At 68.1% G+C, this 25,026-nt stretch carries 28 protein-coding genes; 19 read left to right on the top strand and 9 right to left on the bottom strand.

The window, feature by feature from the left end:
- Positions 1-154 precede the first annotated feature (154 nt).
- Genes SM757_RS10655 through SM757_RS10630 form a run of 6 tightly spaced genes read right to left on the bottom strand, consistent with a single transcriptional unit; the run spans position 155 to position 5,784 of the window.
- On the bottom strand, positions 155-1,069 hold the full coding sequence (locus SM757_RS10655) for an ExeA family protein (RefSeq protein WP_066336565.1): 915 nt from the start codon (positions 1,067-1,069) through the stop codon (positions 155-157).
- Positions 1,070-1,085: 16 nt separating this feature from the next.
- Positions 1,086-3,041 (bottom strand): secretin N-terminal domain-containing protein, encoded by a 1,956-nt coding sequence (locus SM757_RS10650; protein ID WP_322465456.1) that lies wholly within the window; start codon positions 3,039-3,041, stop codon positions 1,086-1,088.
- Entirely contained in the window at positions 3,038-3,469 is a 432-nt protein-coding gene (locus tag SM757_RS10645; RefSeq protein ID WP_322465455.1) for a hypothetical protein, read from the bottom strand. Before SM757_RS10645 ends, SM757_RS10650 begins: the two co-directional genes overlap by 4 nt.
- Before the next feature lie 20 nt (positions 3,470-3,489).
- Entirely contained in the window at positions 3,490-4,215 is a 726-nt protein-coding gene (locus SM757_RS10640; protein WP_322465454.1) for a hypothetical protein, read from the bottom strand.
- A gap of 13 nt (positions 4,216-4,228) precedes the next feature.
- Positions 4,229-4,837 carry a hypothetical protein gene (locus tag SM757_RS10635; RefSeq protein ID WP_322465453.1) on the bottom strand — a complete coding sequence of 203 codons (609 nt, stop codon included), beginning with the start codon at positions 4,835-4,837 and terminating at the stop codon, positions 4,229-4,231.
- Positions 4,834-5,784 carry a type IV pilus biogenesis protein PilM gene (locus tag SM757_RS10630; RefSeq protein ID WP_322465452.1) on the bottom strand — a complete coding sequence of 317 codons (951 nt, stop codon included), beginning with the start codon at positions 5,782-5,784 and terminating at the stop codon, positions 4,834-4,836. Before SM757_RS10630 ends, SM757_RS10635 begins: the two co-directional genes overlap by 4 nt.
- Positions 5,785-6,457: 673 nt before the next feature.
- On the opposite strand from SM757_RS10630, the gene SM757_RS10625 reads away from it, so the two are divergent.
- The 7 genes from SM757_RS10625 (at position 6,458) to SM757_RS10595 (ending at position 13,742) form a co-directional block, all read left to right on the top strand.
- The gene (locus tag SM757_RS10625; protein ID WP_322465451.1) at positions 6,458-6,886 is read left to right on the top strand and encodes a prepilin-type N-terminal cleavage/methylation domain-containing protein; all 429 of its coding nucleotides are present in this window, start codon (positions 6,458-6,460) and stop codon (positions 6,884-6,886) included.
- Between the two features lie 93 nt (positions 6,887-6,979).
- Positions 6,980-7,465 carry a pilus assembly FimT family protein gene (locus tag SM757_RS10620; RefSeq protein WP_322465450.1) on the top strand — a complete coding sequence of 162 codons (486 nt, stop codon included), beginning with the start codon at positions 6,980-6,982 and terminating at the stop codon, positions 7,463-7,465.
- A gap of 15 nt (positions 7,466-7,480) precedes the next feature.
- Positions 7,481-7,921: a hypothetical protein gene (locus SM757_RS10615; RefSeq protein WP_322465449.1), complete on the top strand. Its 441-nt coding sequence runs from the start codon at positions 7,481-7,483 to the stop codon at positions 7,919-7,921.
- 11 nt (positions 7,922-7,932) lie between these two features.
- Entirely contained in the window at positions 7,933-8,559 is a 627-nt protein-coding gene (locus SM757_RS10610; protein WP_322465448.1) for a prepilin-type N-terminal cleavage/methylation domain-containing protein, read from the top strand.
- Positions 8,560-8,568: 9 nt separating this feature from the next.
- Positions 8,569-10,677, top strand: coding sequence for a hypothetical protein (locus SM757_RS10605; RefSeq protein WP_322465447.1), 2,109 nt, complete (start codon positions 8,569-8,571; stop codon positions 10,675-10,677).
- Between the two features lie 69 nt (positions 10,678-10,746).
- Positions 10,747-12,450, top strand: coding sequence for a GspE/PulE family protein (locus SM757_RS10600; protein ID WP_322465446.1), 1,704 nt, complete (start codon positions 10,747-10,749; stop codon positions 12,448-12,450).
- Between the two features lie 56 nt (positions 12,451-12,506).
- On the top strand, positions 12,507-13,742 hold the full coding sequence (locus tag SM757_RS10595; protein WP_322465445.1) for a type II secretion system F family protein: 1,236 nt from the start codon (positions 12,507-12,509) through the stop codon (positions 13,740-13,742).
- A gap of 935 nt (positions 13,743-14,677) precedes the next feature.
- Here the strand turns inward: SM757_RS10595 and SM757_RS10590 are convergent.
- The 3 genes from SM757_RS10590 to SM757_RS10580 form a co-directional block, all read right to left on the bottom strand.
- Positions 14,678-15,466, bottom strand: a complete 789-nt coding sequence (locus tag SM757_RS10590; RefSeq protein ID WP_322465444.1) for a DNA adenine methylase — start codon at positions 15,464-15,466, stop codon at positions 14,678-14,680.
- A 143-nt stretch (positions 15,467-15,609) separates the two neighbouring features.
- Positions 15,610-16,662: a phage portal protein gene (locus tag SM757_RS10585; protein WP_322465443.1), complete on the bottom strand. Its 1,053-nt coding sequence runs from the start codon at positions 16,660-16,662 to the stop codon at positions 15,610-15,612.
- The gene (locus tag SM757_RS10580) at positions 16,662-18,449 is read right to left on the bottom strand and encodes a terminase large subunit domain-containing protein (protein WP_322465442.1); all 1,788 of its coding nucleotides are present in this window, start codon (positions 18,447-18,449) and stop codon (positions 16,662-16,664) included. Before SM757_RS10580 ends, SM757_RS10585 begins: the two co-directional genes overlap by 1 nt.
- A 143-nt stretch (positions 18,450-18,592) precedes the next feature.
- On the opposite strand from SM757_RS10580, the gene SM757_RS10575 reads away from it, so the two are divergent.
- The 12 genes from SM757_RS10575 (at position 18,593) to SM757_RS10520 (ending at position 25,025) form a co-directional block, all read left to right on the top strand.
- Positions 18,593-19,456, top strand: a complete 864-nt coding sequence (locus SM757_RS10575; RefSeq protein ID WP_322465441.1) for a GPO family capsid scaffolding protein — start codon at positions 18,593-18,595, stop codon at positions 19,454-19,456.
- Between the two features lie 40 nt (positions 19,457-19,496).
- Positions 19,497-20,507 (top strand): phage major capsid protein, P2 family, encoded by a 1,011-nt coding sequence (locus SM757_RS10570; RefSeq protein ID WP_322465440.1) that lies wholly within the window; start codon positions 19,497-19,499, stop codon positions 20,505-20,507.
- Positions 20,508-20,509: 2 nt separating this feature from the next.
- The gene (gene gpM, locus SM757_RS10565; protein ID WP_322465439.1) at positions 20,510-21,214 is read left to right on the top strand and encodes a phage terminase small subunit; all 705 of its coding nucleotides are present in this window, start codon (positions 20,510-20,512) and stop codon (positions 21,212-21,214) included.
- Between the two features lie 105 nt (positions 21,215-21,319).
- Entirely contained in the window at positions 21,320-21,790 is a 471-nt protein-coding gene (locus SM757_RS10560) for a head completion/stabilization protein (protein ID WP_322465438.1), read from the top strand.
- Positions 21,790-22,002 carry a tail protein X gene (locus SM757_RS10555; RefSeq protein WP_322465437.1) on the top strand — a complete coding sequence of 71 codons (213 nt, stop codon included), beginning with the start codon at positions 21,790-21,792 and terminating at the stop codon, positions 22,000-22,002. Before SM757_RS10560 ends, SM757_RS10555 begins: the two co-directional genes overlap by 1 nt.
- A 26-nt stretch (positions 22,003-22,028) precedes the next feature.
- Positions 22,029-22,244 carry a hypothetical protein gene (locus SM757_RS10550; protein WP_322465436.1) on the top strand — a complete coding sequence of 72 codons (216 nt, stop codon included), beginning with the start codon at positions 22,029-22,031 and terminating at the stop codon, positions 22,242-22,244.
- A complete protein-coding gene (locus SM757_RS10545) occupies positions 22,241-22,708 on the top strand; it encodes a lysozyme (RefSeq protein ID WP_322465435.1) in 468 nt (155 codons plus the stop codon). Before SM757_RS10550 ends, SM757_RS10545 begins: the two co-directional genes overlap by 4 nt.
- Positions 22,705-22,881, top strand: a complete 177-nt coding sequence (locus tag SM757_RS10540; RefSeq protein ID WP_322465434.1) for a hypothetical protein — start codon at positions 22,705-22,707, stop codon at positions 22,879-22,881. The genes SM757_RS10545 and SM757_RS10540 overlap by 4 nt, the downstream gene beginning before the upstream one ends.
- Positions 22,882-22,892: 11 nt before the next feature.
- The gene (locus tag SM757_RS10535; RefSeq protein ID WP_322465433.1) at positions 22,893-23,330 is read left to right on the top strand and encodes a phage tail protein; all 438 of its coding nucleotides are present in this window, start codon (positions 22,893-22,895) and stop codon (positions 23,328-23,330) included.
- Between the two features lie 27 nt (positions 23,331-23,357).
- Positions 23,358-23,807: a hypothetical protein gene (locus SM757_RS10530; RefSeq protein WP_322465432.1), complete on the top strand. Its 450-nt coding sequence runs from the start codon at positions 23,358-23,360 to the stop codon at positions 23,805-23,807.
- Between the two features lie 49 nt (positions 23,808-23,856).
- Positions 23,857-24,219, top strand: coding sequence for a hypothetical protein (locus SM757_RS10525; RefSeq protein WP_322465431.1), 363 nt, complete (start codon positions 23,857-23,859; stop codon positions 24,217-24,219).
- Positions 24,216-25,025, top strand: coding sequence for a hypothetical protein (locus SM757_RS10520; RefSeq protein WP_322465430.1), 810 nt, complete (start codon positions 24,216-24,218; stop codon positions 25,023-25,025). The genes SM757_RS10525 and SM757_RS10520 overlap by 4 nt, the downstream gene beginning before the upstream one ends.
- The last annotated feature ends 1 nt before the right edge of the window (position 25,026 follow it).

Here is a 25,026-nt window from a genome sequence, read left to right as displayed (position 1 = left end):
GCCAGCACGCCCGTCAGGACGATCACGGCCTCGCGCCGCGACACGCCGGCAGGCCGCGGCTTGACGGCCCGCACCGCGCCGCCGCCGCCCTGGGCAGCGGCTGAAGCCCCGCTGCCGCGCCGGTCCAGGTCGCGCAGCATCGTGTTGATGACGCTCATACCGCCCCCATCCATTCGAAGACCATGAAACCCAGCCCAAGCGCCGCCAGCGCGGCCAGGGCCGCGCGCGGCAACACCCGCGCGCGCAGCGACGCCGTGTCGGCGATGGCGCGGCGCATCTCGCGCCAGCCCACCCTGGGCCGGCCCGCGCCATAGGCGCACATCAGCGCCTTGTGCGCCACGATGTTCACCAGCCGCGGAAAGCCGCGCGTGCGCCACTTCAGCAGCCAGCGCGCGGGGGTGGAGAACACGCCCGCGCCCTGGTAGCCGGCCACCGACATGCGATGGTCCAGGTACTGCGCCAGCTCCTGGCGGCCCAGGGGCGCCAGCCGATACTCGAACGTGATGCGCTGGCGCAACTGCCGGATGGAGGGATGGTTGAGCCGCTCATCGAGCTCGGGCTGCCCAAAGATCACCACCTGCACCAGCTTGCGCTTTTCGGTCTCCAGGTTGGTGAGTAGCCGCAGCGTCTCCAGCGTCTCGATGGGCATGGCCTGCACCTCGTCCAGGCACACCAGCACGTGCCGCCCCTGTGCCGCCAGCTCCAGCAGGCGCAGGTTGAGCGACTGGATCAGCAGGTAGGCGTGATGGGTGCGCGCCGCACGCGCCAGCGGCTCGGTGCTCGCGCCCAGCTCGTCGGCCAGCGCCATGAGCAGCCCCATGGGCGTGAGGCAGGGGTTGGGCACGTAGGCCACCTGGAACTCCGAGCCCAGGCAGCCCAGCAGTTGCCGGCACAACATGGTCTTGCCGGTGCCCACCTCGCCGGTGATCTTGATGAAGCCCTCGCCCGTGCGCGCGGCCACCAGCAACGTGTTGAGCGCCTGCTGCGAGGAGTGCGAAGCGAAGAAGTAGCTGGTGTCCGGGGTGATGCCGAAAGGCAGCTCCCGGAGCTGGAAGTGTTGCGCGTACATGGCGGGGGAGCCCTTCTCAGTCCGTGCGCATGCGGCTGTCCATGTCCTGGATGCGGCGCGACGCGGCGGCGATGTCCTCGGCCCAATCCGCCTCCATCTTGACCACCGTGGGCTTGATGAGGATGACCAGCTCGCGCTTGCTGGAAGCCTGCTCCGCCTTGCGGAACAGCGCGCCGGCCAGCGGCACGTCGCCCGCGCCGGGAATGGCCGAGCGCGTGTTGTTGCTGCTCTCGGTCATGAGGCCGCCGATGACCACCATGGTCCCGTCCACGGTCTTCACCACGCTGTCGGTCTCGTTGACGCTGCTCACGGCCAGCGGCACGGCCGCCGAGCCGGCCTGCGTGGACGAGGGCTTGAGCTTCTCGGTGATGGCGTTGACCAGCGCGTGCACGTGCAGCGTGACGCGGTCGCGCTCGTCGATCTGCGGCGTCACGTCCAGCGAGATGCCGGAGAAGAAGGGCTGATAGGTCAGCGTGGGCGGCACCGACACCGCGGCCGACGAGGCCAGGCTGGTGGAGCCGGGCTGTATGGCGGTGATGAAGGGCTCCTCGGTGCCGACCTTGATCACGGCCTTCTGGTTGTTGAGCGTGGCGATGCGCGGGCTGGAGAGCACGTGCACGTCGCCCTGCGTCTCCAGGAAGTTGATCAGTGCCGCGAACTGCGAGCCGCGCAGCGCCAGGCCCACGCCGGCGGTGAAGGCGCTGGTGCCCATGCCGTCGAGCATCTGCCCGCCCAGGAAGTCCGCCAGCGTGGCGCCGGTGGCCACGCGCCCGGCGGCGGGCGTGCCGGTGGCGCCCACCAGCGCGGTGTTGGCCCCCACGCCGCCGCGCACCAGGCCGTCGCGGAAGGCGGCCCAATTGATGCCCTGCTGCGAGTCCTTGTTGAGCTGGACGTCGATGACCTTGGCTTCGATGATGACCTGGCGCTCCACGGTGAGCTGCATGGCGCGCAGCAGCCGCTCCACGGTGCGCAGCTCCTTGGGCATGCCGCGCACCAGCACCGTGCCGCTCATCTGGTTGACGCTCACGGCGCGGCCGTCGCCGCAGCCCTCCACGCCCCGCAGCCGCTCGCCGGTGGGCGCGTCGCCCAGGTAGGACACGTCGGCGCGGCTGGAGGCGACGGCGGCGCTGCCGCCGCTGCCGGCGGCGCCGGCGCGCGCGCCGGAGGGGCCGAGCTTGGGAATCTGGCAGGCCAGGATGGTGCGCATCGAGTCTTCGAGCTCGCCCCAGAAGTCCGACTTGGAGATGGTGCTCAGCGCACTGGCCTGCGTGGAGCCGTAGCTGGCCGCGCCGCCGCCGTTGCCTCCACTGCCGCCGCTGCCGCCGGAAGACGACGAGCCGCCGCCGCTGCCGCCGCTGCCGGAGGAGCCCCCGCCGCCGCCCGTGGCCGCGCCGGCCACGACCTGAATGTCGCTCACGCCGCGGCGCTGGCCCAGCGTGTAGTTCACGATGTAGAAGCGCGTCTGCAGCTCCGGCGGCTCCACGACGATGCGCGTGCCGGAGACGCTGTACTCGTAGCCGTAGGTCTCGCGTATGGAGTCCAGCGCCTCGAACACGGTGACGTTCTTCAGGTGCACGGTGAGCAGCTCGCGGCGGCTGGCGGCGGCCGCGGCCTCGCCCTGCGCGCCGGACACGGGTGCGGCCGGCAGGCCGGCCCTTGGGCTGAGCAGGATGCTCCAGCGCGAGTCCGACGCGATGGCATGCAGCACCTGGCTGATGGGTGCGTCGGAAACCACCAGGTCAAAGCGCGGCTCGGCCTGCGGCACGGCGCCGCGCGGCAGCGTGCCGCGCAGCGGCGGCAGCAGCGACTGGCTCACGGCCGGCGGCAGCTCAGGCGCCGGCGCGGGCCGGGGCTGCGCGGCCTGGCGCAGCGTCTCGTCGATGCGCTGCTGCGCGGAAGGGTCGCGTGCGCTCTGCGGAGAAGCGCAGCCGCCCAGCAGCACGGCCGCGGCAAGAAAGGCACAGGTTTTCATGGGCGTTCACCACCGTTGGAGCCGCGGGCGCCGGCCGCCGCGCGCGTGTTCTTGAGCACCGAGGGGTTGACCAGCAGCCGCTCGGAAGCGCCGTCCTCGCCGGAAAGGGTGACGCCCTGGGCGTCTATGCGCGTGACGCGCAGGCCGTTGACGCTGTCGCCCACGTGCACCATGCGCCCGTCGATGGCGGCGGCCTGGCGCCCGCCGCGCAGCAGGACGACGCGCAGCCCCGGCAGCGCATCGCCGCGCGCGGCGCCGGCATCCGGGCGGGCGTCGGCACCGGCGGCCGGGCGGAAGGACGCGCCCAGGCCGCTCATCGAATCCGCCGCCAGGGCGGCAGGGATCGCGACGGCGGCCGCGGCGGCGGCCAGGGCCAGCGCGGCCAGGCGCGCGCGCCGGGGGCGGCGGCGATGGTGGTCGGACTTCATGGGCGAGGCTCCGCGATGCATCAGTGGAAGGGCGTTTCCGCGCGATTGCTCAGCGTGTAGAGGCTCAGCTGCAGGCTGGCCTGCGGGAAGTTGGCGGCGCTGAACTGCAGCCGGTCCCAGTACAGCTCGCCGGGCGCGCGCTGCAGGCTCTGCAGGTAGCGCAGCAGCGCGGCGAACTCGCCGTCCAGCGCGATCTCGGCGCGGTGGCGGTAGATGGAGGGCATGTCCGGCAGCGCCACCGGCGCCGCGCTGGCGGCCTGCGCCGCGGCGGCGTTGGGGGCGCCGGGCTTGGACGCGGGCGCCAGCGCCTGGCGCGCCATGGCGGGGGTGAACACGGCCTCGGCCGGCAGCGCCTTGAGCTGGGTGATGGCCAGGCCGGGCACGCCGGAGGCCGTTGGGCGCAGCACCGAGCCCCAGGCCATGGGCTGGCTCACGGCGGCCAGCAGCTCGCGCGAGGCCGCCACGCGCTGCCGCAGCTCGCCGCGCTCGCGCTGCAACTGGTCGGCCGCGGGCAGCGGCGCCGTGGCGGGCTGGGCCGAGAGCTGTGCCTGCAGCGTGGCCAGCTCGGCGCGCAGCCGTTCGGACTCCTGCGCGGCGTGCGCGGCGGCGTCGCGCGCGGGGGTGAACCACAGCGCCTCGGCTGCGGCCACCAGCGCCAGCGGCACGCCGGCCACCACCATCACGCGCTCGCGCAGCGAGAGGTCCTCCAGACGGTTCAGGAGCTGCAGCAACTTGGCATTCATCATTCACCCCCGGTCATCAGCGCAGCCGGAAGGACACGGCGCCGCCCTGCCCGCCCTGGCCGCCGCCCTGCGGCAGCGGCTGCATCTCCAGCCCATCCAGCCGCGCGCCCAGGGGCTGCAGCAGCTCGTTGGCGCGGCGCGCGAAGCGCAGCACCGCCGCGCCGCTGCCGGCCACGCCCTGCACCTCCAGGCGCCGGCCGCCCTCGCCCACGTTGAGCGCCGTGAGCCACAGCCCCGGCTCCTTCACGCTGGCCAGCGCCCCCAGCGCCTGCAGGAAAGCGTCGGCGCGCCCGCCCTCGGCCGCGTGCATCGCGTCCGTCAACGCCTGCGCGGCCTGCGCCTGCGGCCTGAGCGACTCGACCTCCTGGCGCAGCTGCAGCACGCCGGCGTTTTGCGCCTGCTCGCCGCGCAGCGCGGCCAGCCGCGCCTTGGCCTGCGAGAGCTGCTGCGTCAAATCGTCGCGCTCGCGCCGCGCCCGGGACGAAGCGGAGGAAACGTCGCTGCCGTGGTAGGCCACGCCCGCCAGGGCCAGCGCCAGCAGCGCCGCCAGCGACTTGCCGACCCCGAACGTGGCCGCGCGCGGCTGCAGCAGGTTGATGTGGATGACGCTGGCGTGCCGGCTCATGCCGCCTCCCTCATGCCGCGCAGCGCCGCGCCCAGGGCCACCATGCAGCGCGCCTGCAGCGCGGCGGACTGCGCCAGGTGCGGCACCTCGGTGAGATCGAACACCTGCTCCAGCGCGAAAGGCAGCACCGGCTGCGCCAGCCGTGCGGACAGGAAGGTGCCCAGCTCCGGCCACCGCGGCGCGGGACCGACCAGCACGCTGGCGGGCGGCAGGCCGGGGTAGGCATGGCCCAGCACGTCCAGCGAGCGCTGCAGCTGCGTGGCGATGCGCTCCTGCTGGCGCTCGTGCGCGGCGGGGTCGGCGGCCCCCGGCTCCTCGGCCGCCAGCTCGGCGAAGCGGTCCAGGACCAGCGCGCCCTGGTGCGTGAACACCATGGCCACGCCCGCTGCCTCGGCGCTGAGCAGCGCCACGCTCTGGCCCGGCGGCTCCACCGCGCCGGCCAGGTTGCGCAGCGCCGTCTCGCGGATGTCCACCACCTTGGGCCGCACGCCAGCCGCACGCCAGGTGGCCAGCCGCGCATCCAGCGCCTCGGAAGGCGTGCTCACCACGTAGCCCTGGCGGCCGCGCGAGGGCGCCTGCTCCTGCGCGGGAATGGGCAGCCAGGCCAGGTTGTGCTCCTCCTGCGGCGTGTCCCCCTCGGTGCTCAGCGCCCAGCGCAGGCTTTGCAACAGCTCGCGCGCCGGCACCGCCGGCTCGGCCATCACGCGCAGCCGGTATTGAGAGCGCGAGAGCGTGCACAGCAGCGGCAGCCGCCGCTCCACCTGGCCCATGAGCCCGCGCAGCGCATCAGGCTCGGCCTGGGCGTCGGCGCACGCCACCTCCACCGCGGCCAGCACCCTTGGGCGCTGCCCGCCGCGCGCGGCACAGCGCACGCTCACGGCGCACATCGACCGCCCGTCGCCGCTGTCCAGCACCGTCCATCCGCTTGTATTGGCACCTAGTCCCATGTGTCCCACCTGAACCAGCCCGCGCGTTTACGCAAAGCCTCGTCCTGTTGTGAATCTCATGATTTGTTACGACGCCATTAAATACCCGCCCCTCATTCAAGACCATGCGCAAAATGTCCCGGCAAATACCGTGACAAGGCGGTACCCCATCCCCAGGATTGGTGAAAACCATCCCTCACTCATTCAAACAATCAAATATTGAACCGATGGCTTCACTGGTGGATCGGCAGGCCGAAACAGGCAGAAAACACAGCCCTTCAAACCAGGCCTTAAGCAAAAAAACTCCTGTCAGTCCACGACTTTTCGTGAAGAAGCCTTGGATTTAACAATCTCCTGATCTTTCATCGAAAGGTTTTTGCCGGCGCCAGCAATCCGTCCAGCCGCTATTGGGTAAACGCCTCCAGCCGCGCTGGGTAATGGCACGCGGTAGGTATTACCCATTTTGTTCAAGACCTTCCCCCAAAACCCGATCGAAACCCGATCAAAACCAGGACGCCGAATATTTCAGGGCATGGACTTATATGAAACGGTCCATTTAGCCTTGTAACGCGCCATCGACAGGGCCGACCGGCCAACCGCCGTCAGAAGGGATCCGGAGGAGGCGGCGGACGCGGACCGGCCAGGGGCAGCGCACCCCAAGACCGTTGACTTTTAAACCGTGAAGGAAACAGACATGAAGACGCGTTTCGGCAAGCTGGCTCAAAAGGGTTTCACGCTCATCGAGCTGATCATCACCATCGTGATCATCGGCGTGCTGGCGGCGGTGGCCATTCCGAAGTTCCAGAACCTCAGCGGCGACGCCGAGGTGGGCGTGGCCGCAGGCGTGGGCGCAGCCATCGCCTCGGCCACCTCGGTGAACTACGGGCGCAAGAACGTGCCCAATGCCACGGCCTGCACCGCGGCGAACACGCCTGCGGGCTGCACCTACTGGCCGCTGGCCGCCTGCACCGATCTGGCCGGCGCCGCGCTGACCGCCATGGTGGACGTCCCCGCCGGCTACGCGGTGACGGGCAACGCCCTGCCCATCACCGGCACCACGGCCGCCTGCACGCTGACCACGCCCACTGGCCGCACGGTCACGTTCAACGCCTACGGCGCCTGAGCGAGCCCTGAGGGCTGCTCCCGCCGCCGCAGGGCCCGAAGCCTTCGCGTGGCGGGAGCGCTTTCCGCCCATTCCTGGCCTGAGCACCCGCGCATGAACACAAGGCTGCGCCGCTCCCGGCAGGGCTTCACCCTGCTGGAAGCCATCTTCACCATCGTGCTGCTGACGGCGTTGGGCGGCTTCGCCATGGCCAAGCTCGCCACGCCGGCCAGCCTGACGGTGTCCACGCAGGCCCAGGCCCTGGCCGACCTGCTGCGCCGCGCCCAAGGCCTGGCCATGGCCCGCGCCCAGCGCATGGGCGTGAGCGTGGCGGTGGCCGGCGGCAACGGCCGCGTGGCGCTGGCCTGCACCACCGGCACCACGCCGTGCAACACGGACGAGAGCCTCACGTTCAGCCAGGGCGTGTCCCTGGCGGGCAGCGCCGTGGTCTTCAACACCTTGGGCCAGCCCCTCAACGCCGCCGGCACGCCGCTGGCGGCGGACACCAGTTTCACGCTGAGCGTCACCAGCGCCGGCAGCACGGCGACCTGGACCGTCACGGTCGCCGCGCTGACGGGGCGCGTGTCGGTCAGCCCCTGACCCCGGCAAGACGCCATGCACACGCCACGCCTTTGCACCCAAGCGCGCCGCGCCGCGGCGCGGCCCCGGGGCTTCGCCCTGCTGGAAACGGTGCTGGTCATCGGCCTGCTGGGCCTGGTGGCGGCCGGGCTGCTGAGCATGCAGCCCCGCGTCTTCGCCACCCAGAACGAGGCGCGCGACCAGTACGTGGGCCTGGAAATCCAGCGCGCCTGCGCCGAGCGGCTGCTGGGCCTGCGGCGGCAACTGGGCTTCACCAACGTCAACGCCAGCCTGTGCAACGGCTTGGGCGGCGTGGGCGGATTCGCCGCCAACCCCGGCGTGGCGCTGCTCGACGCCGCCGGCACCAGCATCACCACCTGCGCCAGCGCCACCTGCACGGCCACCATCACCCTCGCCCGCGCCAACGGCGCCGCCGCAGTGCTGCCGGCGCTCACGCTGCAGCTCAGCGCCTACTGAGGTCCGCGGCCATGGCTCCTGTCCCGTCCAGCGCCCGCCCTCGCCCCCGCCGCCACGCGCGGCCGCCGCGCCAGCACGGCTTCACGCTGGTGGAGCTCATCCTCTCGGCCGGGCTGCTGAGCCTGCTGGCCGTGACGGCCACCTTCTTCTGGGTCAACGGTTGGGAGCTGGCGCGCAGGGTCAATGCCGACAGCGCCGCGCTGGACGAGGGCCGCGCCGCGCTGGAGCGGCTGGCGCGCGAAATCCGCGAGCTCAAGTACGACCGCGCCAGTGCCGCCTACTGCGTGAGCACCATGACGGCCACGCAAATGGTGTTCAACAAGACCAGCGGCGGCTACGTCTCGGCCTGCGGCGGCGCGTCGCCGGCCTCGGCCAACGGCGACATCGCCGTCACCATCCAGTGGACCGCCAACGGCACCAGCCTGAGCCTGCGCTATGCCGGCAGCCTGGCCAGCCCCGCCGCCACGCGCACGCTCACCGGCTACGCCAGCGCGTTTTCCATGCGCTACCTGGACGCGGCGCTCGCCACCACGACCAGCGCCGCGGCGCTGCGCTTCGTGGAGCTGAGCCTCACCGTGCAGCCGCCCGGGCTGCAAGCCACCCAGACCCGCACGCTGGTGGCCGTGCGAAACAACTGAAGCCCCCCCATGACGCCCCGCCGACGCTCCCACGCCAGGCCCGCGGCCCAGCGCGGCATGGTCACGGTCGTGGCCATGCTCTTCCTCGTCGCCACCGTGGTGTTCGGCCTGACGCAGATGCTCAACATGAGCAGCGGCAACGTGGCCGAGAGCCAGCGCCAGGCCGACCGCACGGCCGCCTTCTTCCTGGCCGAAAGCGGCCTGGAACAGGCCCAGGCCAGCCTGGCCGCGGCGCTGGTGGGCAGCTACACCAACAACTCCTGCACCGGCATCGCCAGCACCTACACGCTGGGCCGCGGCACGGTGGGCCTGAGCGCCGTCTCCTCGCCCGCCAACTGCGACAACAGCGGCGCCACGCCCTGCGGCGCCTGCACCGTGACCTCGGTGGGCCGGGTGGGCAACACCCAAAGCACGCTGACGCAGGACATGAACCTCACCGTGCGCAACGGCGTCTACTGCAACGGCGCCACCACCGACTGCGCCAACTCGCCCACGCTCAACTGGCAGCTGCAGCTCCAGAACACGGCCGCCGTCGCCGGCATCGGCCTCTTCGCGCTCACCTACGACGAGCAGGGCAACAACCAGGCGAGCTGCGCCGCCGCCTCCAACTGCCGGCTGCAGATGAGCGTGAGCTCGCCGGCCGCGGGCAACAACAGCGTGGGCCTGATGGGCAACGCCGTGCTCATCCCGGCCGGCAGCACCTACCCCATCTACCAGACCATGACCAAGGGCCGCAACAACCTCGCGGAGGTGGGCGGCTTCTTCCTGGGCACCAGCGCGCCCACGCTCACCGGCCCCACCACGGCCGCCGGCGCGGCCAGCTACTGGAACACCCGCAACAACGACGCCACCTCCAAGACCGTGGGCTCCAACGGCAGCAGCACCGGCGGCACCAACGACGGCACGGCCACCAGTGGCGGCACGTGCGCCGCGCCCGGCACCACCACGCAGAGCTGCACCAGCTGGTGCCAGGGCGGCGACATGCTGGTCTTCTCCTTCTCCGCCAACGTCACGCAGCTCAGCGACGAGCTCAGCGGCGTGACCTTCGGCACCAACGCCAGCGCGGGCCAGAACGTGGCCATGACGCGCATCGCCAAGTACCCCAGCCCGCAGGTCACCGGCGCGCCGGCCAACGTGGACGCGGAAATCTGGTACGCGCGCAACCCCAACTTCACCGGCGCCTCGCCGCTGGCCGTCAACGCCTCCTCCTACAAGGGCCGCGGCAGCGGCGCCGTGGGCGCGCGCTGGGTGAGCAACAACGCCGACACCACCAGCATCAGCAGCGGCACGCTCACCGTGGGCGCCAGCTTCACGGGCCCCCCCGGCCAAGTCATCAGCGTGGGCGACACGGTGTCGTGGTCCGGCGGCAACGGCAACCCGAGCTGCCCCACCAACACCAGCTGCGGCACCGTCACGGCCCAGGTGACGCCGCTGCTGGCCAATGAACAGTTGGGCGGCCGCGGCCGCTACCAGCTCAGCGGCGCGCTCAACGTGCCCTCGGCCAACAACCGCACCTGGACGGTGAGCTCCACCGTGCTGCGCGTCTCGGCCTGCACCGTCTGCCACTTCGCGGCGGGCGACGCGCTCTCCGGCCTGGTTTCGGGGCGCAGCATCAGCAGCCAGGCCACACCGAACAACGGCTACGGCGCCACCGAGGCCACGGGCGGCGTGGGCCGCTACGCCCTCAGCGGCGCGGCCACCTACGTGGCGCCCGGCACCAACCTCTACGCCGGCACGCCGGGCAGCACGCTGTACCTGCCCGCCACGTCCAGCCAGCCCACGGTCACGTCGCCGCAGATGCTCATCGCGCTCAAGTCCGGCACCGGCGCGATCACGCCCGGCACGCGGGTGACGGCGGTGAGCGCGGCCAACGCCGCCACCACCGCCTTCACCGTGAGCACCACGCCCACCACGCCGCTGGACGGCGCCACGCTGTGCGCGGGCACCTGCGCCTTCTTCGTCCCCAACACCGACACCACCTTCGCCCTGGGCGGCGTCACCGCCAACTTCAACGGCTGGGCCGGCGGTTTCACCTGCCTCAAGGGCGTGGACCTCACGCCCCAACCCGTGACCAGCTCCACCACCAGCACCGCGCGCTGGACCGAGGCCGTGCAGTGAGGCCATGACGTGAAAACGCCCGCCGTCCGGCCCATCTCCGCAACCACCCCCCACAGCAAAGAGGCTCACATGCAAGCCACCACCAAACCCCTGACCCTGGGCACCGTGCTGATCGAGCAGGGCCTGCTGCGCCCCGACCAGCTCGCCCAGGCCCTGGCCGAGCAAAGGAACAGCGGCCAGCTGCTGGGCAAGGTGCTCGTGGCGCTGGACATGGCCAGCGAGGAGCAGGTGGGCCAGGCCATCGCGCGGCAGCTGGGCCTGCCCTTCGTGGACCTGCGCCGCTTCGACGTGCTGCCGGACGTGGTGCGCCAGCTCAGCGAGCAGCACGCGCGCCGCTTCGGCGCCGTGGTGCTGGAGCAGCGCGGGGACGACGCCTGCCTGGTCGGCGTGGTGGACCCCACCGACCTGCGCGCGCAGGACGCGCTGGCCCAGCTGCTGCGGCGCCACGTGGAGCTGGCCGTGATCACGCACGAGCAGCTGCTGGCCACCATTGACCGCATCTACCGCAAGACCGAGCAGATCGGCGCCTTCGCCCGCGAGGTGGAGCGCGAGATCGACGACCAGGACCGGGTCATCGACCTGACCTCCATGGGCGGCACGCTCAGCGACGACGAGGCCCCCATCGTCAAGCTGCTGCAGACCATCTTCGACGACGCCGCGCGCGTGAACGCCTCGGACATCCACTTCGAGCCCCAGGAGCACGCGCTGCTGGTGCGCTTTCGCATAGACGGCGTGCTGCACGTGCAGGTGCAGGCCGACCCGCGCATCACGCCGGCGCTCATCGTGCGCCTGAAACTCATGGCGCAGCTCGACATCGCCGAGCGGCGGCTGCCGCAGGACGGGCGCATCACGGTGAAGTCGGCCGACTCGCGCTTCGACATCCGCATGTCCACCATGCCCACGCAGTACGGCGAGTCGGTGGTGCTGCGGCTGCTGCGCCAGGGCGGCACGCGCCGGCGCATCGAGGACCTGATGCCGCCCTGGGCCGCCGAGCGCATGAACCGCGCCATCCGCGCGCCGCACGGCATCGTGCTGGTCACGGGCCCCACGGGCAGCGGCAAGACCACCACGCTGTACGCCGCGCTGGAAACGCTCAACGACCCCGGCGTGAAGATACTCACCGCGGAGGACCCGGTGGAGTACCGCATGGCGGGCATCAACCAGGTGCAGATCAACGACAAGATCGAGCTGACCTTCGCCCGCGTGCTGCGCTCGCTGCTGCGCCAGGACCCGGACGTGCTGCTGGTGGGCGAGATACGCGACAACGAGACGGCCGACATCGCCGTGCGCGCGGCCATGACGGGCCACATGGTGCTCTCCACCCTGCACACCAACGACGCGCCGGGTACGCCGGCGCGGCTGCTGGACATGGGCGTGCCCGGCTACATGATCGCCTCCACGCTGCGCGCGGTGGTGGCGCAGCGGCTGCTGCGCGTGTCCTGCGCCTACTGCGCCGAGCCCTACGAGCCCACGCCCAACGAGCGCGCCTGGGTGGCCCACCACGCCAGCGCCCACGAGCTGTCGCTGGCCAGCTTCCGCAAGGGCCGGGGCTGCTCGCGCTGCAACGGGCTGGGCTTCAACGGCCGCCGCGGCGTGCACGAGGTGCTGGAGATCAGCCTGCCGCTGACCGAGGCGCTGCAGCGGGCCGACGTGCAGAGCGTGGAACGCCTGGCGCGCGAGCAGATCGCCGGCCGCACCCTGGCCCACGGCGCCGTGGCCATGGCGCTGGAGGGCCGCACCACCGTGGCCGAGGCCATGACCATCGCCCACTGACCGTCGCGCACGGACCGTCGCGCACTCGGCGGCGCCATCACACCGGAGCACTCCACATGCAGACCTACCTCTACGAAGGCCGCAACAAGCTCGGCGAGCGCATGAAGGGCCGCATCGAGTCCACCACCCCGCAGGCCGTGGCCCGCTGGATGCTGGACAGCGAGATCTCGCCCGTGCGCATACGCCCAATGCCCAAGCCCGTGGAATCGCCCCCCTGGCTGGCCGAGATCACGGGCGAGAACAAGGTGCCCATCCTGGAGCTGCAGATGCTCACGCGGCAGCTGGCCAACATGGTGCGCGCGGGCATGCCGCTGCTGCTGGCCATAGAAGGCATTCAAAAGACCACCGGCCACAAGGCGCTGGCCAAGGCTTTGACTGCAGTGCGCAACGACCTGGATCGCGGCCTGGAGCTGAGCGCGGCCTTCTCGCGCCACCCGCACATCTTCGACGACTTCTACGTGAACATGGTGCGCGTGGGCGAGCAGTCCGGCCGCCTGGACGACTGCTTCCAGGCCCTGTACCGGCAGATCGAGTTCGACCGCGACATCCGCAAGAAAGTGAAGTCCGCCGTGCGCTACCCGAGCTTCGTGCTGGGCGCCGTGGCCATAGGCCTGGCGGTGCTGATGCTGTTCGTGATCCCGGTGTTCGCCTCCACCTACAAGAGCCTCAAGGCCGAGCTGCCGCCGGTGACGCAGGTGCTCATCGCCATCTCCAACTTCAGCCGCGAGTACTGGTGGGTGCTGGTGGCCGGCGGCGGCGGCGGGGTGGCGTTGCTGCGGCGCGGGCTGGCCACGGAGCGCGGGCGCTACCGCTGGGACAAGCTCAAGACCAAGCTGCCCGTGGTGGGCAGCATCATCTCCAAGTCCAGCGTGGCGCGCTTTTGCCGCAACTTCGCCATGGCCAGCCGCAACGGCGTGCCGCTGGTGGCGGCGCTGGAGCTGGCCGCGCGCGTGGTGGGCAATGCGTTCTACGAGCGGCGCATCCTGCAGATGCGCCGCGGCGTGGAGCGCGGCGAGGGTTTCACCCGCGTGGCCACCGGGGCGGGCATCTTCAGCTCCATGGAGCTGCAGATGATCAGCGTGGGCGAGGCCACCGGCGACGTGGAGGAAATGCTGGAGCAGATCGCCCAGATCCACACCGAGGACGTGAACTACGAGGTCAGCAAGCTCAGCGAATCGGTGGAGCCCATCCTGTTGGGCGTCATGGGCCTGCTGGTGGGCATGCTGCTGCTGGGCGTGTTCTCGCCGCTGTGGAACCTGGGCCAGGCCGCCCTGCACCCGGCCGGGCACTGAGCGGTTGCGGGGGCAATCAGCCGGGTCAGTAGGTCTTGTAGGGCAGGAATTTGCAACCCGGCTTATAGACGGCTCCGCCTTCTTTGACGCGTTCGCCGCCGGCCGCTCGCGCCGGCGCGTACCTGGCCAACCCCTCAGCCAGTAGCCCACATCCCAGACCCCTCGGAAAGTTTTCGCGCCAAGAGCGCGCCGAGGCACAGCTGCGCCCGCCATAGAGCACCGCCATCAAAATTCAAAGGGGTGCGGGACCGACCTAACTTTCCTAACCTCTGTCGCAAGAACCAGAAAAACTCTTTGTGGATCAACAACTTGCCGTTCTAGCGAAAACCTAACTTTTTCATAACCTAGCCATAACCAGATTAGGTTTCTATACCTGAACCAATGACATAGAAAAAGTGCTTTTAAATCAATGACTTGCGAAAAAGTTAGGAGACAGATTAGGTCTGATTAGGTTGCGGACCTAACCAAGATTCCTTTTGCGCGACAACGACTTACGTGCACTTTTCCAGGCTGATTAGGTTGGTTAGGAAGTTCCCGCACCACTTCCGGAAAACGTGCTCAGCGACTTGCCGGCCTGCGACTCACTCCCAACTTCAGTACAACGCCACACATCCCGTCAGATCCCGTCACGTTGAGACCCAACTCAGCCGCCTCTCCTCCCGAGAGCAACAAGGCTTCCGACATCGCCGTCAAAAGCGGCACGTTTAGAGCGGGGGCGGGGCGGGGTCCCGAGCGCGCGCCGCGGGTCGGCATGGGGGTAAATGCCCCGTGTTGGTGCGAAAAGGCGGGCAGGCCCAGGGCGGGCCACCGAAGCGGGCTGGTGGGGGGTGGGCACGGCGCCGCGGCGCGCGGCCTGCCTGGGCCGGCGAGGGCCGGTGCGCAGGCATGAAAAAAGCCCCGCGAGCGGGGCCTAGTGGTGGGGTTGGTGGACGGCGTCAGAACAGCCCGGCGGGCTCGGCCTCACGGTCCCAGCTATAGATGATCAGCTCGCGCCGACGCGCCGCCTTGGCCCCGCCGCCGACCGTGTAGTCGATCTCCAGCTCCTCGAGTTGGAAGCCGTCGAAGGCGCGTCGGATGTCGGGGTGGTCATTGATGCTCAGGATGGCCTTGCCCTGCATGCCACGGAGGACCTCGGCCATGGCCTCGTATTGTTCGAACGGGAATGGCACGCCGTAGCCTTCGGTCTGCCAGTACGGTGGGTCCAAGTAAAAGAACGAATGCGGCCGGTCATACCGGCGCATGCATTCGCGCCAGTCCAAACGCTCGACGTATGTGCTGGCCAAGCGCAGGTGCGCGGCGCTGAGCTGCTCCTCGATGCGCAGCAGGTTGATAGGCGGCGTGGTGGTCGCCGTGCCCCAGGTCTGCCCCTCCAACTTGCCGCCGAAGCACTGCTGCTGCAGGTAGTAGAACCGGGCCGCGCGCTGAACGTCTGTGAGCGTCTCGGGCGGGGTGTCCTGAATCCACTTGAACACCTCGCGGCTGGACAGCGCCCACTTGAACTGGCGCACAAACTCCTCCAGGTGAACCTTCACAACCCGGTACAGGTTGACCAGTTCCCCGTTGACATCGTTGATCACTTCCACGTCGGCCGGCGGCCTGAGGAAGTAAAGCGCGGCGCCGCCGGCGAAAACCTCGATGTAGGTCTTGTGCGCAGGAAAGCGCGGGATGAGTAAATCAGCCAGGCGGCGCTTGCCGCCTATCCACGGAATGATCGGTTGTGCCATGGGTTGAGTGTTAAATGTTTACACTAGCCCCGCCGTCCGGACGGTGGCAGGGCCTTGATCCAAGGCAGGCGTGTTCTGCTGAGGATGGTTGGGTAGGTGTTACCGCACCGACCCAGCCGCCCTGTCTTTTTCGACGGCGCGGGCTACGGCATCGCAGGCTCCCTGCCAGCCGCGGCGGCCGTCTCGGCCGCATACGGCGCGAACTGGACAACCTCCTCTCCCAGCCACTCATTGAGCGACGCCAGACGGTTCTGCAGCGGCGTGATCTCGTTGCGCACGAACACCGCCGCGGCTTTCTCAACGTCGCCAAATCCACCGGCATTTGAGGGCACGATGCCCAGTAGCTGAGGCGGGATGCGGTGCGCCGCCAACACGTCGTCGCGCGTGACGCCCTTGATGTTTAGAAACTCGTCCTTGGCTGCGACCTCGCTGATCGGAATGATCTTGATCCCGTCAGTCTTGCCACCCGGGGCGTAGTAGAAGAGGTTGCGGAAGTTGCCCACGCCCTTCGACTCGCGCAGCGCCTGGCGCATGGCATCAATGTCGCCCTGGCTCTGGGCGTTGTCGCTCACGTACAGGATGAACCCTGCGTGGCTGCCGTTGTTGTAGTAGCGCCGGCGGAACAGCGTGGCGCTCTCGTTGAGCAGGGCTGCCTGTAGTGCGCTCAAGTACTCCGGCAGCCCGTACACCTCTTGATTGATGTCCGGCTCGCGCAGGTGCCACACCGAGCCGGGCTCGAACTGGTGCTCGTCCCGCCAGCCCCGCACAAAGAAGTAGCTCTCCATGTCCGCTCCGCGGCGCGTGTACTTCGCCAGCGCGTGCCGAAGCTGCAGCGCCCGGCCGCTGAGGGCGTTGCGCTTTTCAAGGTAAGCATTGCCAAATGTGAGGTAGTCCAGGACCAGAGCGCCAAAGGCCTCGCGACTGAGCAGCCGGTGCGGCTGGAACAAGCTGGCCAGCACGTTGCGCTTGAAGTAGATGCTGGAGGTGTGATGCGGATTCGCGCGGAAGGCCTTGGCCAAGCCGTCTAGACTTACCGGCGGCTCGTACCACCGGCCGTTCATCCAGCACTCGATGTAGTCCAGGATCTCGCGCTGGAGCACCGGCTCCGGGTCACCGAAGGTAAACGCTTGAACGCGGGTAGGCGGCGAGGCCTCGGAAGCCTGCGCATTGGTGCTGGCCTGCGTGGTTGTCGTCATCAGTAAATCTCCAGAATTCCGCGGTTGGTTGCGGTCTCGCCTTCAAGTGGCTCGTGGTCGAGGACGTGCATCACAGCCCACGCCAGGTCGGCGTGGCCTGTGGCTTCAGTGCGGCCCGCCAGGTAGGTAACGTTGCGGCCGGACTGCGTGAGACCCCGGCGGATGGCCATGAACGAGTGCGCCAGGTCGGTCCAGCTGGCGTCGAACTCCAGTCGACCTTTATCAATCACGCTCTGGGTCTTAAGCACCATTCGCGTTTTGAGGTCGAGGCTGTAGTTCAGCTCTGTGAGCGCTGGGAAGAACCCCTTCACCAGTTCGGCCACCGCAGCGCCATAACCACCGGTGGAGTCGATGCCGATGTACGTCACGTTGTAGCGCTGCGTGATCTGTCGGATCTTCTCGGCCTGCTGCTCAAAGGTCAGCTTTGCAAAGCTGTGCTTTTCGAGGATGCGGAACTTGCCGCCAGGCTGCAGCGGCGGTGCGATCACCACCACCGCCGCGTTGTCGCCGGTCTTCGACGGGTCCACACCGACCCACACAGGCATCCAGGCATAGGGGCGTGGCGCAAACGGTTGGAAATCCCGCCAGACCTCCCACGCGTCCACCATGCCCTTCTGAAGCGCTGAGAGCGGGAACACGCTCTGCGTGTCATCCACGAACTGGCACATCAGCAGGTTCGCGAACTCGTCGTCGGAGTACTCGAAGCGCAGCTCGTCGATGTCGAACAGGTCACACCCACCGCGCTGCGCGTCGAGGATGGTGCAGATCTGCCTCCAGATCTTGTCCTCACCCGTGAAGCCACCGGCCAGGCGCTCGTGCGACACGTCGAGCTTGATGCGGTCCTCTTTGCGGCGGCGCTTGTTATGGCGCTCACCGGTCCACATCTCGTAGGCCTCGTGCTGCACGGTGCTGGGCGTCGAGAAGTAGGTCTTGCGCCACTGCTTGTGAAGCGCCATGCCAGAGGCCACCTTCTGCAGCTCCGTGAAGCCATGCACCCAGAAGAATTCGTCGAAGTAGAAGTTGCCGTGGAAACCTTGGGCAGTGCGCGCATTCGTTCCCAAGAACGTCAGCTCGGCGCCGTTGCTCAAGAGGATCGGATCGCCGCTGAGCTCCACGTCAGCCGCGTCTTTCGCGAAGGCCTTGATGTAGTTTTTGAAGACGTGAGCCTGTGCCTTCGATGCGGAAAGGAATATCTGGTTGCGCCCGGTCTTGAGCGCGTCTTCAAGCGCCTCGCGTGCGAAGTACCACGTGGCCCCAATCTGGCGCGACTTCAAAATCATCCGCGTGCGCAGGTGCGAATTCCGAAGCCAGACCTTCTGGTAGTCGAATAGAGAGTCGCGGAATGCCTCGCTTACCTTCTCTACTTGTTCATCGGTGAAGTGATTGCGCTCTGGACGCTTTTTCGGGCCTTCGTTGCGCTTCGCGAGGTTCGGGTTGAGATCGCCATGCTTTCCTGAAAGCTCGAACTTCCGCACCCGCGCTGTGCGCTCCATCTGCCGGCCAAGCAGGTCAATCTCTTTGAAGTCACCGCCCGTCTTCTGGTCTTTCACGATGAGCTGGACCATGCGGGCTTCGAGCGTGCCGTCGACGCGCTCCAGCGGTGTGGCCTCATCCCATTTTTCTGCCTCTTTCCATTCGTGCACTGTGGTGCGCGGCAGCCCAAGGTGCTCGGCGATGTACGTGACACGCCAACCCTGCCAGTACAGCGCGCGAGCACGTGACTTGGCTGCAGCGCGGGTCTCTTCCACGCTGACAGGTGCTGTAGTGGTTGCTTCTGCATCAGCCATGCCTCGCAGTTTCCGCAGGCCTCCGCGCGCGCGCGAGAGCCGTATGAGTCGCTGCCCGCCGGCAAACCATGGCCTTATTGAACGAGCCTGTTACCAGCGACAACATGAGAACACGTACAGACCAACTGCAGAGGCCGCAGCCCATGTCCCAAAAATCCGGCGCCAAGAAGTACAAGGCGAAAGAGTTTCGTGTCGCCGTCGAAGGTGGAACCACCGATGGCCGCACCATCCAGCGCAACTGGCTGACCGAGGCGGCGGCGACCTATAGCCGCGAGTTGTACGGCGCCCGCGGCTGGGTGGAGCACCTGCGCAGCATCTCGCCGGACGGAATGTTCGGGGCCTATGCCGACGTGTTGTCGCTGCGAGCAGCCGAAGTCGCGGACGGACCGCTGAAGGGCCGCATGGCTCTGTACGCGACTATCGAGCCGCTGGAATCGCTCGTCGCGCTGACGAACGACAAGAAGCAGAAGATCTACACCAGCATCGAGATTGACCCCAATTTCGCGAAGACCGGCTCCGCGTATTGCATGGGCATCGGCTTCACCGACACGCCGGCCAGCCTGGGCACGTCAATCCTGGAGTTCGCATCCAAGAACCCGGACGCCAATCCGTTCAAGGGCCGCAAGTTCTCCGCGAACTCGGTCATCACCGAGGCCGTCGAGCAAGAGATGGCGTTCGAGTTGGACGAAGGTGCCGACGACAGCGGCGGCAAGTTCAAGGCGTGGATGACTGGCTTCGTGGCCAAGTTCTCCGCCAAGGCCAAGACCGACGACGAGAAGTTCGAGGACGTCAAGACGGGCTTCAACGCGATTGGCGAGCAGTTCACCAAGCAAGGCGAGGCCCAGGCCAAGACGGCGCAGGACCTGGAAGCGGCCACCAAGCGCATCGCGACGCTGGAAACCCAGTACTCCGACATCAAGAAGGTGCTGGACAACACCGACGCCAGGCAGTTCAACCAGCGCCCGCCGGCTACGGGCGGCACCGGCCAGCAGCTCACGGACTGCTGAGCCCCCGCCATCCCTCTGACCGATTCACAAAGGTTCTCACATGCGCAACGACACCCGCTTGGCGTTCAACGCCTACCTGACCCAGCTTGCCGCGCTCTCGGGCGTGGCCGAAGCGAACACGATGTTCACGGTCGCTCCTTCCGTGCAGCAGAAGCTGGAAACCAAGATCCAGGAGAGCAGCACGTTCCTGTCGTCGATCAACATGATCGGTGTCACCGAGCTGAAGGGGGACAAGCTGGGCCTGGGCGTCTCCGGCCCCGTGGCCGGCCGCACGAACACGGCCACCAAAGACCGCGCCACCCGTGACATCACGACGATGGACTCGCGCGGCTACGAGTGCTCGAAAACCAACTTCGACACCCACATCACCTACGCCAAGCTGGATGCCTGGGCCAAGTTCCCCGACTTCCAGGCCCGCGTGCGCGATGCCATCGTGCAGCGGCAGGCGCTGGACCGAATGCTCATCGGCTTCCACGGCGTCAGCCCCGCGGCCGAAACGGACCTGGCGCAGAACCCGCTGCTGCAGGACGTGAACCGCGGCTGGCTGCAGGCCCTGCGCGAGGAAGCCGCGGCGCGCGTCATGGACCACGGCAAGGAAGCCGGTAAGGTCACTTACGGCGTGAATGGCGACTACGAGAACCTGGACGCCCTGGTGTTCGACGCCGTCATGCTGCTAGACCCTTGGTTCCGCGAAGATCCGAACCTGCGGGTGTTCGTGTCGCGCGACCTTATGCACGACAAGCTGTTCCCCTTGGTCAACCAGCCCAAGGACCCGAGCGAGAAGATCGCGGCCGACCTGCTGATCTCTCAGAAGCGCCTGGGCGGTCTGCAGGCCGTGCAGGCGCCGTTCTTCCCGGACGGCACGGTGCTGGTGACCTCGTTCAGCAACCTCTCGATCTACTTCCAGGAGGGCGCCCGCCGCCGCCGTGTCGAGGACAACCCGAAGCGCGACCGCATCGAGAACTACGAGTCTTCGAACGACGCCTATGTGGTCGAGGAGTACGGCATGGCCGCGCTGGTCGAGAAGATCGAACCCAAGGCGGCCGCCTGACCATGAGCCGCTGCAGCCCCGCCCTGCGCCACCAACGCGAGGTGCTCGCCCGCCAGGCCGCCGCAGCCGCTCCGCACGGCGGCCACGTCCAGGGCAGCGCCTACGAGGTCACGCTCGCCCAGCTCGTCGAGCACCGCCGCACGCTGAAGGACATCCAGAGCGTCGAGCGGAAGATTGAGGCCAAGGCGACGATGCTGCCGGCGTACGACGCCTGGATTGACGGCGCCCTGCAGGCCGGCAACGGCGCGCAGGACGAGGTGTTGACGACGGTGCTCGTCTGGCACATCGACGTGGGCAACTACGCGCGCGCGCTGCAGATCGCGCGCTACGTGGTGCAGCACGGCCTGCAGATGCCGGACCGCTACGAGCGCGGCGTGCCGGTTGTGCTAATCGACGAGTACTCCATCGCCGCACTCACCGGCCGCATGCCGCACGAGCTGGCCCTGCAGGTGCTGCCGGAGGTGCTGCAGCTCACGGCCGAGCACGACGCGCCCGACCAGGCGCGCGCGAAGCTGCACAAGGCCATCGGCTACGCGCTGATCCGCAAGTCCGGCAGCGCCGACGTGGACGTCTCGGCCGTGGCCGAACCAGTTGCCCGTACCGCCCTGGGCCACCTGCAGCGCGCCCTGCACTTGCACGACCTGGTCGGCGTGAAAAAAGACATCGAGCGCCTGGAGCGCCGGCTGCGGCCGGCTGCTCCGGGCTGATCACAAGTTCCGGACCCCGGAGCCCGGGGGCTCAGTGCAGCGGCCGGAGGCTGACGCCAGGAAAGCCAAAGCACTGACCACCCCCGACCTACATCGCATCCAGCCATGAGCAGCTTCTACGCACCCGCCGCCACGCCCGAGAAACCGTCCCGGCCCGTCACAAACGACGGCTGGTGGCCGGACGTCGACCTGGTGCAATTGCGGGAACGCTCCAGGCTGGATGCAAGCGTCACCGACACGCGGTTGAGGTTCTCGGTCGTCATCGCGTGTTTCGACGTCAACCAGCAGTGCTGGGAGTGGCGACGCGTGCAGGAGGCCGCCGGCGCGCTCTCGCTGGACGAGGTATCGGCTCCGGAGATCGATGGCCAGAGCGTACTCGTGACGCTGTACCTGCGCGCGGTGACGTGTGCTACGCAGGTCGACCTGATCGAGCGGTATCGCGGCGTGGACACGACTGCCGGAAGCGACCGCAAGGCCGACGCCATGGATTGCTCCGTCGACGATCTCCGACGCGACATGCGCTGGGCTGTCAACGACTTGATAGGCCGCAGCCGCTCGACCGTAGAGCTGATCTGATGAACGTGATCGCGCAACAAGGCGACACCGTCGATGCCCTGTGCCAGCGCTACCTCGGCACGACGTCGGGCGGTGTCGTCGAGTCGACGCTGGAACTCAACCGCGGCCTGGCCAGCCTCGGACCGGTACTGCCAGAGGGCACGCCGGTGACGCTGGCCACTCCATCGACCACCACGCCCACGACCAGTCGCACGGTGTCGCTATGGGACTGATCACCGCACGAAACGAGGACCCTGACATGTCCCTGCCAACCTCTCCTCAAGCGGCCAGCGCAGTGATCGCCGCCGGCGCACAGGTCACTCCGCCTTTGGCCGTCGTCGCCACGGATTTACTCAGCCGGGGCGTACCGCTGATGGTGCACTTGGCTACCGGCCTGTACATCGCGCTACAGGCCAGCTACCTCATCTGGAAATGGCGCCGAGAGGCCCGCACGCCGAGGAGCATCGAGGTATGAGCACACGCCGCGCAATCGCCGGCCTGTTCCTGTCGGCCGCCGCGTTCGTCGGTCTCGTGGCCTCGGAAGGATACGAGCCCGTGGCCAAGCCTCCTGTGGCTGGCGACGTGCCCACAAACGGCTTTGGTTCCACGGGGTCGGACATCAAGCTGGGGGACAAGACCGATCCGGTGCGTGCCCTGGTTCGCGCCCTGAAGGATGCCGACCAGTTTCAGCTCGCGGTGCAACGGTGCGTAAAGGTACCTATGCACCAGCACGAGTTCGATGCCGCCGTGCGCCTGGCCTACAACATTGGCCCCACTGCCTTCTGCTCCAGCACGGTAGTCAAGCGGTTCAACGTCCAGGACTACACCGGGGCGTGTGACGCCTTTCGGATGTGGATCAAGTTCAAAGGCCAGACCGTGAAAGGTTTGGTGAACCGCCGGGAACGTGAGTACCGGCTGTGCATGGGAGAAGCGACATGACGATCACCAAGCAGTGGCTCCTGAGCCGTCTCAAGGAGCAATCCACATGGAAGGGCTTGTCCCTCATGGCCGGCGCAACCGGCGCTGCCATCTCGCCGGAACTCATCAACCAGATCGGCCTGGTGGTTGGCGCCGTGTGGGGCCTTATCGACATGGTGCGCAAAGAGCACTGAGGTGAGCTGACGTGGAGAAGCTGCGTTCGCTTCGTGATGCCCTCACCGCGGCCGTGCCCGAGATTGCGCGCGACCCCTCGAAGCTGACCGTCTTTGCCAAGGCGGGTACGTCCGTGGCCACCGGCGCCGGTGAGCGGATCAGCTGGGAGTACCGGTACACGGCGACGTTGCTTCTGCTGGACTTCGCCGGTAATGCCGATCACGTCATCGCAGCTGTGCATGCGTGGGTACGTGTGTATCAGGTTGAGCTGCTCGACAACCTGGACCTGCGCGCGCGCGGCATCCAGTTCGAGGCCGAGTTGCTCAACACCGCCGCGGTGGATCTGCAGATCACGCTGCAGCTGACGGAAGGCGTGCGTGTGCTGCCACGCGCCGGTGCACCGGCGACAGGCCCAGCCGCGCAGCGCTGGGAAATCACCCACCTGGCCGAGCCTCCGAGGCTCGGGTAACAGCAGAACCGACCAAGGACGGCACACATGAAGTTATCCCCCCAAGTCCGCAACAACATGGCCGAGGCCTATGAGCTCGCCTGCAACGGCCAGACGGTGCTGGCCGGTGCCATTTCCGGTGTCGCGGCACCGCCGCGGCTGCGGTTGCGCTCCGGTGCTCAGCCGGCAGACACGACGTCCGCGCGCACGGGCACTGTGCTGGTCGACATGGCCTTGCCTGCGGACTGGATGGCCAATGTCGCAGCCGGGGTAAAGGTGCTCGCCGGCACCTGGTCAGGTGCCGGCGCCGCCGCGGCGGGCGCAGGCATCAATGCAGGCCATTACGAAATCGTCAGCAATGACGGAGCTACCGTGCATGAGCAGGGTACGGTCACCGTTGCCGGCGGTGGCGGCGAGATCGAACTGGTGAACATCAACATCGCGGCGAACCAGCCGGTGCAGATCACCAGCAAGACCATCACGATGCCAAACGGCTGAGGTTGACTCTATGAGCTGGTATGCCGTTCATGACGCGGCTGGACATCTGGTGAGCCTCGGCACCGTGCTGGCTGATCCGCTGCCGGCGGGGCTGTCTGCCGTGCCGCTTGCTGGCGAGCCGGACACGGCGACCCAGCAGTGGCATGCCGAGACGCTGAGCTTCGTGCCGCGCACGGCCGAGGCCAGGTCGTGTGACCCTTACGACTTCATCTCCCGCTTCACGCTGTACGAAGAAGCGGCGATACGCACAGCGGCACGTACCGATGCGTTTATTGAAGTGCTGCTGGGCCGGCTGCGTGCGCCGACCCTGCGGCGCGTGGTGTTCGATGACCCGGTGCTGCTTGCTGGGCTGCAATACCTGCAGGACCACGACCTTCTCACGGCCGAGCGCGTCGCGGAGATCCTGTTATGAGTCTCGGCGACTGGGGCGCAAGCGAGGGCCACCAGCGCATGGCTGCGTCCGGCGCGCTGACGACAATGATTGCGCCCGGTTCGCTCAACACCAAAGGTGCGTGGACACAGATCGTGGCGAGCACGGCATTCGACGCAGCCGCGCTACTACTCACGCTGTCCGTAGGCACCACGAACGGCTCCGTGCTTGTGGACATTGGCATCGGTGCGGCCGGCACGGAGACAGTGCTGCTGGGGAACCTGCAGGCAAGGCGCATCTCTTCGGGCAACAACGTGGTGCAGCTGCTGCTTCCGCTGCAGATTCCAGCGGGCTCGCGCATTGCGCTGCGCTACCAGCAGACCGCGGCAAACGTGGTTCTGGGCGCCTGCGCCTCCGTGGTGGCCGCAACCTGGAATAGCCCTGCAACGGCCGGTCGCACGGCAACACACGGCGCGGTGCCTGCGTCGAGCAGCGGCACCGTGGTTGATCCTGGCGCCAGTGCCAACACCAAGGGAGCATGGGTCGAACTCACACCGGCCACGGACTCCGATGCGTCGTGGCTGCTGTTATCGGTGATGCCCACGGGCACCGCGATAAACGCCAATACGGCGTTCTATGTCGATGTCGCCGTAGGCGCGTCAGGCGCCGAACAAATCATTGTTCCTGACGTGCCGGTGTACGTGGCCGCCACCGTCGAAAGCTCCATGGCCCGCGTCCTGCTGCCCATTTCCATCCCGGCCGGCTCACGCCTGGCTGTGCGGATGCAGTGCAGTGCAACGACAACCCCGGGCCGCGAGCGTGAAGTCGTGGCGCATCTGATCGGCTGAC

The sequence above is a fragment of the Azohydromonas lata genome (genome assembly GCF_034427735.1).
Taxonomy (GTDB): Bacteria; Pseudomonadota; Gammaproteobacteria; order Burkholderiales; family Burkholderiaceae_C; genus Azohydromonas; species Azohydromonas lata.
The sequence above is the reverse complement of the archived record's forward strand: the minus strand, read 5'-3'. Positions and strand labels throughout refer to the sequence as shown.

Coding starts and splice junctions, on each gene's coding strand:
- SM757_RS10655 (WP_066336565.1), bottom strand. CDS start 1,069: ATGTACGCGCAACACTTCCAGCTCCGGGAGCTGCCTTTCGGCATCACC.
- SM757_RS10650 (WP_322465456.1), bottom strand. CDS start 3,041: ATGAAAACCTGTGCCTTTCTTGCCGCGGCCGTGCTGCTGGGCGGCTGC.
- SM757_RS10645 (WP_322465455.1), bottom strand. CDS start 3,469: ATGAAGTCCGACCACCATCGCCGCCGCCCCCGGCGCGCGCGCCTGGCC.
- SM757_RS10640 (WP_322465454.1), bottom strand. CDS start 4,215: ATGATGAATGCCAAGTTGCTGCAGCTCCTGAACCGTCTGGAGGACCTC.
- SM757_RS10635 (WP_322465453.1), bottom strand. CDS start 4,837: ATGAGCCGGCACGCCAGCGTCATCCACATCAACCTGCTGCAGCCGCGC.
- SM757_RS10630 (WP_322465452.1), bottom strand. CDS start 5,784: ATGGGACTAGGTGCCAATACAAGCGGATGGACGGTGCTGGACAGCGGC.
- SM757_RS10625 (WP_322465451.1), top strand. CDS start 6,458: ATGAAGACGCGTTTCGGCAAGCTGGCTCAAAAGGGTTTCACGCTCATC.
- SM757_RS10620 (WP_322465450.1), top strand. CDS start 6,980: ATGAACACAAGGCTGCGCCGCTCCCGGCAGGGCTTCACCCTGCTGGAA.
- SM757_RS10615 (WP_322465449.1), top strand. CDS start 7,481: ATGCACACGCCACGCCTTTGCACCCAAGCGCGCCGCGCCGCGGCGCGG.
- SM757_RS10610 (WP_322465448.1), top strand. CDS start 7,933: ATGGCTCCTGTCCCGTCCAGCGCCCGCCCTCGCCCCCGCCGCCACGCG.
- SM757_RS10605 (WP_322465447.1), top strand. CDS start 8,569: ATGACGCCCCGCCGACGCTCCCACGCCAGGCCCGCGGCCCAGCGCGGC.
- SM757_RS10600 (WP_322465446.1), top strand. CDS start 10,747: ATGCAAGCCACCACCAAACCCCTGACCCTGGGCACCGTGCTGATCGAG.
- SM757_RS10595 (WP_322465445.1), top strand. CDS start 12,507: ATGCAGACCTACCTCTACGAAGGCCGCAACAAGCTCGGCGAGCGCATG.
- SM757_RS10590 (WP_322465444.1), bottom strand. CDS start 15,466: ATGGCACAACCGATCATTCCGTGGATAGGCGGCAAGCGCCGCCTGGCT.
- SM757_RS10585 (WP_322465443.1), bottom strand. CDS start 16,662: ATGACGACAACCACGCAGGCCAGCACCAATGCGCAGGCTTCCGAGGCC.
- SM757_RS10580 (WP_322465442.1), bottom strand. CDS start 18,449: ATGGCTGATGCAGAAGCAACCACTACAGCACCTGTCAGCGTGGAAGAG.
- SM757_RS10575 (WP_322465441.1), top strand. CDS start 18,593: ATGTCCCAAAAATCCGGCGCCAAGAAGTACAAGGCGAAAGAGTTTCGT.
- SM757_RS10570 (WP_322465440.1), top strand. CDS start 19,497: ATGCGCAACGACACCCGCTTGGCGTTCAACGCCTACCTGACCCAGCTT.
- gpM (WP_322465439.1), top strand. CDS start 20,510: ATGAGCCGCTGCAGCCCCGCCCTGCGCCACCAACGCGAGGTGCTCGCC.
- SM757_RS10560 (WP_322465438.1), top strand. CDS start 21,320: ATGAGCAGCTTCTACGCACCCGCCGCCACGCCCGAGAAACCGTCCCGG.
- SM757_RS10555 (WP_322465437.1), top strand. CDS start 21,790: ATGAACGTGATCGCGCAACAAGGCGACACCGTCGATGCCCTGTGCCAG.
- SM757_RS10550 (WP_322465436.1), top strand. CDS start 22,029: ATGTCCCTGCCAACCTCTCCTCAAGCGGCCAGCGCAGTGATCGCCGCC.
- SM757_RS10545 (WP_322465435.1), top strand. CDS start 22,241: ATGAGCACACGCCGCGCAATCGCCGGCCTGTTCCTGTCGGCCGCCGCG.
- SM757_RS10540 (WP_322465434.1), top strand. CDS start 22,705: ATGACGATCACCAAGCAGTGGCTCCTGAGCCGTCTCAAGGAGCAATCC.
- SM757_RS10530 (WP_322465432.1), top strand. CDS start 23,358: ATGAAGTTATCCCCCCAAGTCCGCAACAACATGGCCGAGGCCTATGAG.
- SM757_RS10520 (WP_322465430.1), top strand. CDS start 24,216: ATGAGTCTCGGCGACTGGGGCGCAAGCGAGGGCCACCAGCGCATGGCT.